The sequence below is a fragment of the Microcystis sp. LE19-195.1E genome (assembly GCF_027532095.1).
GTDB classification, from domain to species: domain Bacteria; phylum Cyanobacteriota; class Cyanobacteriia; order Cyanobacteriales; family Microcystaceae; genus Microcystis; species Microcystis aeruginosa.
Genome location: NZ_JAPZSZ010000195.1, coordinates 1 through 12068 on the forward strand (window position 1 = coordinate 1; position 12068 = coordinate 12068).

Annotated in this window: 15 protein-coding genes and 1 pseudogene; 13 read left to right on the forward strand and 3 right to left on the reverse strand. The window is 42.4% G+C overall.

Annotation, left to right across the window (positions count from 1 at the left end):
• Nucleotides 1-149 precede the first annotated feature (149 nt).
• From cphA to O9300_RS11190, 4 genes are all read left to right on the forward strand, one after another.
• Entirely contained in the window at nt 150-2783 is a 2634-nt protein-coding gene (cphA, locus tag O9300_RS11175; RefSeq protein ID WP_287971705.1) for a cyanophycin synthetase, read from the forward strand.
• Between the two features lie 117 nt (nt 2784-2900).
• The gene (locus O9300_RS11180; RefSeq protein ID WP_287971706.1) at nt 2901-3602 is read left to right on the forward strand and encodes a DUF488 domain-containing protein; all 702 of its coding nucleotides are present in this window, start codon (nt 2901-2903) and stop codon (nt 3600-3602) included.
• On the forward strand, nt 3538-3984 hold the full coding sequence (locus O9300_RS11185) for a DUF488 domain-containing protein (protein WP_002804177.1): 447 nt from the start codon (nt 3538-3540) through the stop codon (nt 3982-3984). The genes O9300_RS11180 and O9300_RS11185 overlap by 65 nt, the downstream gene beginning before the upstream one ends.
• Nucleotides 3972-4646, forward strand: coding sequence for a dual OB domain-containing protein (locus O9300_RS11190; RefSeq protein WP_239698203.1), 675 nt, complete (start codon nt 3972-3974; stop codon nt 4644-4646). Before O9300_RS11185 ends, O9300_RS11190 begins: the two co-directional genes overlap by 13 nt.
• Nucleotides 4647-4732: 86 nt before the next feature.
• Here the strand turns inward: O9300_RS11190 and O9300_RS11195 are convergent, their stop codons facing one another.
• The 3 genes from O9300_RS11195 to rpaB form a co-directional block, all read right to left on the reverse strand.
• Nucleotides 4733-4918, reverse strand: a complete 186-nt coding sequence (locus tag O9300_RS11195) for a hypothetical protein (RefSeq protein ID WP_061433146.1) — start codon at nt 4916-4918, stop codon at nt 4733-4735.
• 144 nt (nt 4919-5062) lie between these two features.
• Nucleotides 5063-5704 carry a cofactor assembly of complex C subunit B gene (locus O9300_RS11200; RefSeq protein WP_287971709.1) on the reverse strand — a complete coding sequence of 214 codons (642 nt, stop codon included), beginning with the start codon at nt 5702-5704 and terminating at the stop codon, nt 5063-5065.
• Between the two features lie 9 nt (nt 5705-5713).
• A complete protein-coding gene (gene rpaB, locus O9300_RS11205; RefSeq protein ID WP_002781934.1) occupies nt 5714-6442 on the reverse strand; it encodes a response regulator transcription factor RpaB in 729 nt (242 codons plus the stop codon).
• 233 nt (nt 6443-6675) lie between these two features.
• On the opposite strand from rpaB, the gene radA reads away from it, so the two are divergent.
• From radA to O9300_RS19690, 9 genes and pseudogenes are all read left to right on the forward strand, one after another.
• Nucleotides 6676-8202 (forward strand): DNA repair protein RadA, encoded by a 1527-nt coding sequence (gene radA, locus O9300_RS11210; protein ID WP_287971711.1) that lies wholly within the window; start codon nt 6676-6678, stop codon nt 8200-8202.
• A 45-nt stretch (nt 8203-8247) separates the two neighbouring features.
• Nucleotides 8248-8349 (forward strand): cytochrome b6-f complex subunit PetL, encoded by a 102-nt coding sequence (petL, locus tag O9300_RS11215; RefSeq protein WP_002752397.1) that lies wholly within the window; start codon nt 8248-8250, stop codon nt 8347-8349.
• Nucleotides 8350-8421: 72 nt separating this feature from the next.
• The gene (locus tag O9300_RS11220) at nt 8422-8877 is read left to right on the forward strand and encodes a DUF29 domain-containing protein (RefSeq protein ID WP_287971713.1); all 456 of its coding nucleotides are present in this window, start codon (nt 8422-8424) and stop codon (nt 8875-8877) included.
• 12 nt (nt 8878-8889) lie between these two features.
• Nucleotides 8890-9345: a DUF29 domain-containing protein gene (locus O9300_RS11225; protein ID WP_147072332.1), complete on the forward strand. Its 456-nt coding sequence runs from the start codon at nt 8890-8892 to the stop codon at nt 9343-9345.
• Nucleotides 9346-9356: 11 nt separating this feature from the next.
• Nucleotides 9357-9812, forward strand: a complete 456-nt coding sequence (locus O9300_RS11230) for a DUF29 domain-containing protein (protein WP_147072334.1) — start codon at nt 9357-9359, stop codon at nt 9810-9812.
• Nucleotides 9813-9823: 11 nt separating this feature from the next.
• The gene (locus tag O9300_RS11235; protein WP_079208325.1) at nt 9824-10279 is read left to right on the forward strand and encodes a DUF29 domain-containing protein; all 456 of its coding nucleotides are present in this window, start codon (nt 9824-9826) and stop codon (nt 10277-10279) included.
• 11 nt (nt 10280-10290) lie between these two features.
• Nucleotides 10291-10749: a DUF29 domain-containing protein gene (locus O9300_RS11240; protein WP_287971716.1), complete on the forward strand. Its 459-nt coding sequence runs from the start codon at nt 10291-10293 to the stop codon at nt 10747-10749.
• Nucleotides 10742-11671, forward strand: coding sequence for a lysylphosphatidylglycerol synthase transmembrane domain-containing protein (locus O9300_RS11245; protein WP_287971718.1), 930 nt, complete (start codon nt 10742-10744; stop codon nt 11669-11671). Before O9300_RS11240 ends, O9300_RS11245 begins: the two co-directional genes overlap by 8 nt.
• A 294-nt stretch (nt 11672-11965) precedes the next feature.
• Nucleotides 11966-12068: pseudogene (locus tag O9300_RS19690) on the forward strand (Uma2 family endonuclease); the annotation flags it as partial.

A 12068-nucleotide genomic window follows, 5' to 3' on the forward strand; every position in this document is an offset into this window, starting at 1 on the left:
AGCGATACCAATGGTCAACGATTGGGACAGATAGCTGTTAGCAAGATTCAGTTAATTCGTCGTTCTAACGGTTTAGTTGTTTCTCGCTAACTTATATAAAGCCGCCCTCCGCTATCGCTAAAGGGCGGGGTTTCAGACCCAGTTTTTCAATGAAAATTCTCAGAACCCAAACCCTGCGCGGTCCCAACTACTGGAGTATTCGTCGCGACAAGCTCATTGTTATGCGTCTGGATCTCGAAGATCTCGCAGAGAAGCCATCGAATGAAATCCCAGGCTTTTACGAGGGATTAATCGACGTTCTCCCCAGTTTAGTCGAACATTACTGCTCCCCCGGTTATCGCGGCGGTTTCTTTGAACGAGTCCGCACTGGGACTTATATGGGCCACATTATCGAACATATCGCCCTAGAATTGCAGGAACTGGCGGGAACTCCCGTCGGGTTTGGTCGCACTAGAGCCACCTCCACCCCCGGAGTCTATAACGTGGTGTTTGAGTACGTTGACGAGCAAGCGGGACGTTATGCGGGTCGGGCTGCCGTGCGTTTGTGTCAATCAATTGTCGATACGGGAACCTATCCTCAGGAAGAATTGTCCCAGGATTTAGCCGATTTACGCGATTTATGCAATAATGCTGCCCTTGGTCCGAGTACCGAAACCATCGTCAAAGAAGCACAAGCTAGAAATATCCCCTGGTTACTCCTGAGCGCTCGTGCCATGGTGCAATTGGGCTATGGCGTTCACCAAAAGCGCATTCAAGCCACTTTAAGCAGTTTTTCGGGGATTTTAGCCGTTGAGTTGGCCTGTGACAAGGAAGGCACGAAAACTATCCTCAAGGATGGTGGCATTCCCGTCCCCCGGGGTACGGTGATTCAATACTTGGATGAATTGCCAGCGGCAATCGAGGAAGTGGGAGGGTTTCCCATCGTGATTAAACCCCTCGATGGCAACCACGGCCGCGGCATCAGCATCGATGTTAAAAATCAACAGGAAGCAGAGGAAGCCTATGATCTAGCCAGTGCCGCCTCGAAAACCCGCAGCGTGATCGTAGAAAGGTACTATAAAGGCAGTGATCACCGAATTTTAGTCATCAATGGCAAAGTCGCCGCCGTGGCCGAACGGATCCCCGCTCACGTCGTCGGTGATGGGCGCTCAACTGTAGAAGAATTAATCGAAATTACTAATCAGGATCCCAACCGGGGTGACGGTCATGCCAACGTTTTAACTAAAATAACCATTGACAAAACCGCCCTTAATGTGCTAGGAAAACAGGGCTATGAATTAACCAGCATTTTACCCCAAGGAGCGATCGCCTATCTGCGGGCCACGGCTAATTTAAGCACCGGCGGCATCGCCGTGGATCGTACCGAGGAAATTCACCCCGAAAACGTCTGGATCGCCCAAAGAGTGGCAAAATTAATCGGTTTGGACATTGCCGGTATCGATGTGGTGACAGATGATATCCGCAAACCCCTGAAAGAAGTGGACGGGGTGATCGTAGAAGTCAACGCCGCCCCCGGTTTTCGGATGCACGTCGCCCCTAGTCGCGGTTTACCTCGCAATATCGCCGCCCCAGTTATCGATATGTTATTCCCCCCCGGGACTCCCAGTCGCGTGCCAATTCTGGCGATTACGGGAACTAACGGCAAAACCACCACTAGCCGCTTAATTTCTCATATTTGCCGACAAACGGGGAAAGTAGTCGGATTTACCACGACGGACGGCGTATATATCGATGATTATCTGGTAGAAAAGGGCGATAACACCGGTCCTTACAGTGCCAGTATGATTTTGAAGGAGCCCACGGTGGAGATTGCCGTGTTAGAAACGGCCCGGGGTGGTATCCTGCGATCGGGTTTAGCTTTTAATCAGTGCGATGTGGGAGTGGTGTTAAATGTGGCCGCCGACCATTTGGGTATCGGTGATATCGACACCATCGAACAAATGGCGAAGGTAAAAAGCGTTGTGGCCGAGGTGGTTAGCGCCGAGGGTTACGCGGTTTTAAATGCCGATGACCCCTTGACCGCTAGTATGGCCGAAAAAGTCAAGGGAAGAGTCGCTTATTTTTCCATGAGTCCCGATAACCCGATTATTCACGACCATATCCGTCGCGGTGGCATGGCCGCCATCTATGAGAATGGCTATCTGTCGATTCTAGAGGGAGAATGGACGCTGAGAATCGAGGAAGCCGTCAATATTCCCGTGACTATGCAGGGAATGGCCCCTTTTATGATTGCTAACGCCCTGGCCGCCTGTTTAGCCACTTTTGTGCAGGGTATCGATATCGAGTTAATTCGCCAAGGGGTGCGGACTTTTAAACCTTCCGTGGCCCAGACCCCCGGCAGGATGAACCTGTTTGACTTGGGACACCATCACGCTTTAATCGATTATGCCCATAATCCCGCCGGATACGAAGCCGTCGGCGGTTTTGTCGGCAATTGGTCCGGGGAAAAAGTCGGCGTGGTCGGCGGACCTGGCGATCGACGGGATGATGATTTAATTTTATTAGGGAAATTATCAGCCCAAATGTTCGATCGAATTATTGTTAAGGAAGATAACGATACTCGCGGTCGCCGCCGGGGAGAAGTGGCCGATTTAATTCTCCGGGGAATTAGCCAAGAAAATGCCAGTTTGCGACCAGAAGTTATTCTCGATGAAACGGAAGCTTTAGAGAAGGCTTTAAGCACGGTTTCCGAGGGTGGTTTAGTGGTAATTTTCCCGGAAAGTGTCACCCAGGCGATCGATTTGATCGAGAAACATCGACCCCTGACCGATAATCAGGGTTAAAAGTTGGGATATTCTGCCTATAGAGTCACTTCTAGCCCGATGGTCTGTTCCCCTCTCTAGGCAATCGTTGATCTACAATGATTATTGTAGGCTTTCATCGAAGGAATAATAATATTGATGCAGTTATTCACCATCGGTCACTCTAATCACGAAATTGCCTCATTTATGCTTCTACTTAAGAAGCATAATATAACTGCCCTTGCTGATGTTCGTTCTCATCCTTATAGCCGATTTCTCAAGCATTTTAATCAGTCAATATTGTCAAATGCTTTAAAAAGTGAAGGCATTTACTATGTGTTTTTGGGCAAGGAATTAGGAGCCAGACCGAGCAGCGAAGAATGTTATGTCAATGGTAAGGCTTTATACGAAAAAATTGCTAAAACATCTGCTTTTAATCATGGAATTGAACGAATTTTACAGGGAGTGAAAAAACATCGAATTGCCCTTATGTGTGCGGAGAAAGACCCGATTGAATGTCATAGAGCGATTCTGGTTTGTCAACATCTACGTCATTGCGATTTAGATATTTATCATATTCTAAAAAATGGTGACTTGGAATCTCATGACCATTTGGAAGAAAGAATGCTGTTCAAACATAGTTTGACCGATTTTTCAGCCAGTAATCAAAAAGAAATTCAGCTTTCTTTATTTGTCGAGCCAAATAGCAATCTTCTCACAAAAGCAGAATGTTTGGAGAAAGCTTATAAGCTTCAGGGTGATGCAATTGCTTATATAGAAACAAGTGGTAATCAAGATGAACAGGACAATCAATCTCTTTACAATCGGCTTTACTCAAAAGACTGCACAGAAGTTCTTTGATGACTTACAAAAAGCTGGTGTTAAGAGAGTTATAGATACTCGTTTAAATAATGTTTCCCAGTTAGCAGGATTTAGTAAAAAAGCTGACCTAGAATATTTTTTAAAAGTCATCGGTGGAATTGACTATGTTCATGTTTTAGACTTAGCTCCAACTCAAGATATTCTTGATGAATATAAAAAGAAAAAAGTTGATTGGACAATATACGAACAAAAATTTAGACAACTTATTAGTAGCCGGAGGATTGAAACAAAAGTTTCTCCAGATGTAATTAATAACGCTTGTTTACTCTGTAGTGAGGCAAAACCTCATAATTGTCACCGTCGTTTAGTGGCGGAATATTTAAAGGAGAAATGGGGGAATATCAATATATGTCATCTCTGAAAAAAATTGTCTGTCTTGCTAATTCATGGAAATTAAATGAACGCTGTATCGCTGGAATTGATATTAGTTCAGGAAATTGGGTTCGTCCTGTGTGTGATTCTCTTTATCCAGAAGATGGCAGGGTTCCACGATCAGTTAGACTAATTTCTGATAAAGAACCAAAAGTTTTAGATATTCTCGAAATTCCCCTTGCTGATACTGGCAATGATTTTGGGTTTGAATCGGAAAATCTTTCCGTTTTACCCGGTGAATGGAAATGTGTAGGTAGATTCAATATCAATGATTTGGGAAAGTATTGTAGAACCCCAACAAAAATACTGCACAATTCAATTAAATATGTTAATCCTTCTTATTTGAAAAACCTTAATTTCAATCAACGTTATACTCTCCAGTTGATTCATGTGCAGAGTTTTAGAGTATATCAAAAAGAAAATTCAAAAGGAAATTTTGAGTGGCGTGGCACAATTACAACAGCGAATGGTAACAGTTTGACAGAAGCAAAGATAACTGATCCCGTATTTGTCGAGAAATTAAATACAGGCTATCAACCTCAGCAAAACTGTTTTGTTACCGTCAGTCTTAGTCTGCCTTGGGTCTCTTCGGCAAATTGGGAAGGAGAAGCTCCCTGCTGGAAATTAATAGCAGCTGTAATTGAATTATAGGAATTACGGCTAGACAACTTTTTTATAGGTTGTTTGCTCGAAAAAATCTCTGTTCGTGAAATTTTCAGAGCTATGAACAGTGGAGTTTAACAGACTGAAGTGGGCGGGGTAAATCCCCAGTATTCTACCAGTAAATTTAGCATAAATGCTGGAGCGATCAAGGGAAAATAAACTGGTAGAATCTGAATAGAAGTGGTTACTTTGGCGATCGCTAATACTGCATCGAAATTTTCGCCGCGGGTAATCAAGCGATCAAAAGTAGATGAATTCATGGGGAGATTCTTAGATGTTCGCCGCCGATACTCAAGCAATTCTCTTGCTTTGTGCCAATTTTGGACAAAATCGCCCTACAACCAGATATGAAGATTGCTAAACTGGATTCTTGGCATCTTTTTTCCCTACTCAACTGAAATCGTCTAAAACTGACTGAAAGTGTCGGCTAATTTATCAGCAATTCCCTCGATCCAAATTTCATCTTGTTTAGTATAACTGCGCGGCGCATTTGCCGCCAAAATTAACACCCCTTCCTTACCGATGGGTTGACAGATTAAGCCTTGGGTGTTTTCTGGCAAATAGTCAAACTCGATTTTAGCGGGATATAAATTTAAATTAACTAAATAAACGGCTTTACCGGTTTCTAAAACTCTTTTGATAATATTACTAACTTTAACTTCAGAATTCTGGCTTAAGATACCGCGACGTAATAAAACTTCTCCCCGATAATAAACGATCAGAGATTTTGTCACGGTGTTAGTTAAAAGTAAATGGGAAGCCCAAGCAAGCTCAATTTTAACCTGTTCTGGCAAATCTGGGGCAAATTCCAGGCCTTCGCGCCCGATTAATTCCACAGCATCCGGTAAGCGGGGTTGAACTCTTTGCCAGATTAAACCCACCAAAATTAAAACCCCACTCAAAATCACTCCCATCACATCGGAACGCGCTTGCGATGGGGTTAAATCGGCAGTGGCAAAACGATTAAACATTAATACCGTACCCCCGACGATGCCGGCGAACAGGGGTAACAGTCTTAAAATACGATTGGGATCAGCTTGTGCCATAGCTGAGAACTATTCCTCGTCTGGTTCTAAAATCCGCTGGAAAAGATAGCCTGTACCTCTAGCGGTGAGAATTAACTCAGGATTGCTGGGATCATCCTCTAATTTGGCTCGTAAACGGGAAATATGCACATCTACCACCCGCGTATCCACATGACGTTCGGGGGTATAACCCCAAACTTCCTGAAGGATTTCCGAGCGCGAAAAAGCTTCTCCCGATCGACTGACCAATAATTCTAGTAAACTAAATTCCATACCGGTCAGACGGATGCGTTCATCCCCCTTATAAACTTGGCGTTTATTGGTATCGATTTTAATTGAACCGATATGAATCACACCGGAACTGGGAATCCCCGGGGCGCCATTTTTCTCTACCCGACGCAACACCGAACGAATCCGCGCTTCGAGTTCTTTGGGAGAAAAAGGTTTAACTACATAGTCATCCGCGCCCAATTCTAATCCGGTAATTCGATCGGCCACATCCCCCAAAGCCGTTAACATAATGATAGGAATATCCGATTCTTTGCGGAGTTCCTGACAGACACCGTAACCGTCTAATTTCGGCATCATCACATCCAAAACCACTAAATCGGGTTCGGCGGTTCGGAAGGTTTCTAAAGCTTCCTCGCCGTCGGCGGCGGTGACGACTTCATAACCAATCATCGACAAACGAGTCTCTAAGATACGACGGATGCTGGCTTCATCATCAACAACGAGAATTTTTTCCTTCTGGTTCTCCAACTGACTTAACACTCCTTAGTTAAATAGTGTGATGAATTTTAAAGTTAAATAACGAGCGTTCCTGTTTATAGAATATCCTTTTGCCGTTATCATTAAGCCTAAATTTCCTATTTTATTTCTTTTATGGCAATTATCAATAACTTTATGGTCTTCCTTCCCCCCTATCATACTTAATTAAATTTGACAAGAGAATTGATCCCCAAACCGCTTTTCTTCAACTTTTCTTAAAAAACATGGCGAAATCGCGAACAATATATATCTGTAGCGCTTGTGGGGCGGAATCTCCCCAATGGTTGGGAAAATGCCCCAGTTGTGACACCTACGGGACGCTAGAAGAACAAGTGGTAGCTGGTGGCAATAATCCGGCGGTAAATCGCCCAGGATGGCAAAATAGTCGCTCAAATAACGGCAAAGGGCAACGCAACCCCCAACCGCGCATCTCGGTGCGCTTCTCGGAAATTACCCAGTATGAACAGGAACGTTTTCCCTCCGGTTACGGCGAATTCGATCGCGTTCTCGGTGGTGGCATTGTCCCCGGTTCTCTTGTACTAATCGGCGGCGATCCGGGTATCGGCAAATCGACGCTTTTACTGCAAGTTACCAACCAACTCGCCCAAAGATTACCGCGCATCCTCTACGTTTCCGCCGAAGAATCGGGACAACAGATTAAACTGCGGGCTGCCCGTTTGGGGGTGGGAGTGGTTGCCGTGGAGTCGGAAAATAACGGCAATGGCAAGGAGAAAAAAGCCTCTGAATCAACCTCAGAACTCGATAATCATCTCTATGTTCTGCCAGAAACCGATTTAGAGGAAATTTTGCGAGAATTAGAATCTCTACGCCCACAGGTGGCGGTAATTGACAGTATTCAAACTCTTTATTTTGGGGCGTTAACTTCCGCACCGGGATCTGTCGCCCAAGTTCGCGAATGTACCTCCGCCTTGATGCAGGTGGCAAAACGGGAGAATATTACTTTATTGATTGTCGGTCATGTTACTAAAGAAGGGGCGATCGCTGGTCCGCGAGTTTTGGAACATTTGGTCGATACGGTGTTATATTTTGAAGGCGATCGCTATGCCTCCCATCGTCTCTTAAGATCCGTGAAAAACCGTTTTGGGGCAACCCATGAGATCGGTATTTTCGAGATGGTGGATCACGGTTTGGTGGAAGTGGAAAACCCCTCAGAATTGTTTTTAGGCAATCGCGACGAATTTTCCCCCGGTACGGCGACGGTGGTAGCCTGTGAAGGTACACGCCCGATTGTGGTGGAGTTACAGGCATTAGTTAGCCCCACCAGCTACGCTTCCCCGCGCCGATCGACCACGGGCATAGAATACAACCGATTACAGCAAATTCTCGCCGTTTTAGAAAAGCGCGTCGGCATTCCTTTATCGAAATTAGATGCCTATGTTGCCTCCGCAGGAGGGTTGGGAGTGGAAGAACCGGCGGCGGATCTGGGAGTTGCGATCGCTGTTGTCGCCAGTTTTCGCGATCGAGTCGTGGATCCGCGCACAGTCTTAATCGGGGAAGTGGGATTAGGTGGACAAGTGCGCCTAGTGTCGCAAATGGAACTAAGATTAAAAGAAGCGGCTAAATTGGGCTTTAAACGGGCGATTGTCCCTAGAGGTCAAGTTTATCCCGAAGATGTGGGCTTAGAAATTGTTCCAGTCGGCAAGGTAATCGAGGCAATTGTCGCCGCAATCCCCCCCCAGCAGCGCTTTGGGGAAGATATAGAAGACGAGGAAGGGGAAGGGCAAGAATAACGGTACAATGCTAAAAAAGATTAAATTACTTGGGAGATTTTCACCATGTCTGTGTTAGCTGTTGCTGCTTTGGCGGGTTATCTGATCGTTTTTACCGGAATTGCCCTCGGTCTCTTTTTCGGTCTGCGCTCCGCTAAAATTATCTAGTATATAAACAGTAAAAAAGCTTTAGTGATCGGTTTAACTGGTCACTATTGCCAATTCTAGGGGAGATAAAAAATGACTGTTATTCTAGACTTAAAAACTCTCTACGAAATTGATGATTCTCTCTGGTTAGAAGAAACTATCGAACTGCTCAAGGCTAAAAATTTTGAAGCGCTAGACTTAGAAAACTTGCTCGAGGAGTTAGAAGACTTGGGAAACGAGAAAAAGTTTCGTGTTGCTAGTTTTTTACAGCAAATTATTAGAGATTGTTTATTATTACAATTTTGGACAAGTGAAAGAGAATATAATCAGGCTCATTGGCGTTCAGAAATTATCAATTTTAAAGATGAACTTAATACTTATTTGACGACTAATTTAAGAAATTATCTAGAACATAATTTGGCAACTATTTATGAAAAAGCCCTTCGCTATCTTCGTCAAAAAACCGATAATAAAGTCAACTTTCCCGATACTTGTCCCTACAGTTTAGCAGAACTGCTCGCTCCTAATTGGCTACCACCTTACAAATAAAGGAGATAAAAAATGACTGTTATTCCCGACTTAAAAACTCTCTACGAAATTGATGATTCTCTCTGGTTAGAAGAAACCATTGAACTGCTCAAGGCGAAAAAATTTGACGCTTTAGATTTAGAAAACTTGCTCGAGGAGTTAGAAGACTTGGGAAACGAGAAAAAGTTTCGTGTTGCTAGTTTTTTACAGCAAATTATTAGACATTGTTTATTATTACAATTTTGGACAAGTGAAAGAAAATATAATCAAGCTCATTGGCAAGCAGAGATAGTTAGTTTTCAATATCAGTTAAAGCGCTATTTAACTACAAATCTTCGTAAATATCTAGAACAGGAATTTGAGCAAATTTACTTTGAGTCCGTGCGATATGTTCGTCAAAAAACCGATAATAAAGTCAACTTTCCCGATACTTGTCCCTACAGTTTAGAAGAACTTCTCGATCCCAATTGGCTACCACCTTACGAATAAAGGAGATGATAATGACTGTTATTCCCGACTTAAAAACTCTCTACGAGATTGATGATTCCCTCTGGTTGGAAGAAACTATCGAACTCTTAAAAGCGAAGAGATTTGACGCTTTAGATTTAGAAAACTTAATCGAGGAATTAGAAGACTTGGGAAACGAAAAAAAGTTTCGTGTTGCTAGTTTTTTACAGCAAATTATTAGACATTGTTTACTCCTACAGTTTTGGACAGAGGAAAGAGCATATAATCAGGATCACTGGGAGTTAGAAATAGTCAACTTTCAAATTCAGCTAAAAAGACGCTTAACCACCAATCTCCGTAATTATTTACAAAATGAATTAACTAATATTTATGAAGATGCAGTTTTCTTGGTGCGGAAAAAGACAAAAAATCAAGTTACTTTCCCTAATACTTGTCCCTACAGTTTAGAAGAACTTCTCGATCCTAATTGGCTACCACCTTACGAATAAAGGAGATGATAATGACTGTTATTCCCGACTTAAAAACTCTCTACGAAATTGATGATTCCCTCTGGTTAGAAGAAACTATCGAACTCTTAAAAGCGAAGAGATTTGACGCTTTAGATTTAGATAATTTAATCGAGGAGTTAGAAGATTTGGGTAACGAAAAAAAGTTTCGTGTTGCTAGTTTTTTACAGCAAATTATTCGTCATGCTTTGTTACTGCAATTTTGGACAAGGGAAAGAGAATATAATCAAAGTCATTGGGAATCAGAACTGGTAAATTTTCAAGATCAATTAAATACCTACCTAACGGCAAGTTTACGGAAATATTTAGAACAAGAATTTGATAATATTTATCATAAGGCAATCCGTTATGTGAGAAAAAAGACAACAAATCAAGTTACTTTCCCTAATACTTGTCCCTACAGTTTAGAAGAACTTCTCGATCCTAATTGGCTACCACCTTACGAATAAAGGAGACGATAATGACTGTTATTCCCGACTTAAAAACTCTCTACGAAATTGATGATTCCCTCTGGTTGGAAGAAACTATCGAACTCTTAAAAGCGAAGAGATTTGACGCTTTAGACTTAGAAAACTTAATCGAGGAATTAGAAGACTTGGGAAACGAAAAAAAGTTTCGTGTTGCCAGTTTATTAGAGCAAATTATTAGAGATTGTTTATTATTACAATTTTGGACAAGTGAAAGAGAATATAATCGTAGTCATTGGCGTTCAGAAATCGTCAATTTCAAAAACCAGATCGACACTTATTTAACTACTAATCCCCGCAATTATCTCACTCAAGAATTACCTCGTATTTACCAGAAAGCTTTAAATTATGTTAGAGAAAAAACCGATAATCAAGTTAGTTTTCCTGGGGAATGTCCCTACAGTTTAGAAAATCTTCTTGATCTCGATTGGTTCCCCCCAGAAAATGAATAAAGGAAAAAACGAAATGCTGAAAAAGTTTCTACGTTGGCTGATTATTGGGGGAACCTTATTTTTTGTTCTCAGCAATCTTAAAAATAACTGGGATAACGTTACCTCAGTTAGAATTGAAAATCATGGTTGGTTATTTCTTTTCTTGGCACTTGTAACCACCGTTATCGCTCAAATTTGGGCAGGATGGGTGTGGACATGGATACTCAAAAGCTATCAACAACCGATTAAAACCTCCACAGGAATTGGCATCTATATGATTACCAATTTAGGAAAATATCTACCCGGTAATATCGGACACTTTTATGCTCGCATTGTGGCAATTAATAAAGCAGGAAGTGATTGGGGAACCGCTAGTTTAAGCGTTTTATTAGAACTTTTATTGCTGGTGTGTGCAGCCTTAGCCATAGCAGTTATTGGTAGTGGTTTAGGTTGGATGAAATCTAGCTCAAGTCTAGGGATACAGATATTAGTTTTAGGATTAATTTTAATCGGCATTCATCCCAAATTTTTAAATTATCCTCTGAAAATCCTTAGCCAAAAGAAAAAGATTGCTCAAGAACCTGTTTATCTAACTAAATATCCTCTCGTTCCCCTCTTGGGTGAAACTGGATTTTTATTGTGGCGCGGTGCGGGTTTTATTTTAGCTTGGATGGTATTAAAAATGATTACCCCCGCTCAGATTTTACCCCTCTTAGGAACCTTTAGTTTTGCTTGGTTATTGGGTTTAGTTGTCCCCGGAGCGCCAGGAGGATTAGGAGTTTTTGAAGCCACAGCAATCGCACTTTTAGACACAGAAAACTTTCCCGCCGCTAACGTACTTATCACCGTTGCTATCTATCGTTTAATTAGCATTCTCTCTGAGGTCATTGCCGCCGGAATCGGGACAAAATTAGTTAAAGATAAAGCCAAGTTTTTTGGTTAGCTTAAGGATATTATACTAAATCTGGTTATTAAAAACTGATTATCTATTGCTCCTTTTGCCTATTGCAAGAGTGCCTATTGCCTCTCCTGATATGTAGCCTATACTCAACGGATTTAGTATTAGTCGGGTGTGTTAGCCCAGTATAACGCACCCGGAAGAAAAGTTTTGATCATTGTTAAGCGGAGATAATTTTCTCAACTCCTAAAATCTATCTCCTGACTCCTAAATTCTGATGTAACATAGGATCAATAATCAGCAAAAACATGGATACTCCCACCTAGAGAGGCCGAAAAAATGACGATTGCCAAAAGCGACGAAACTGCCACCTCTCCGGCACTGATAGAAGAAGATTTCGAGGACTTCTGGGAACCCCCCCCACCCCCCACAGACTTAATTT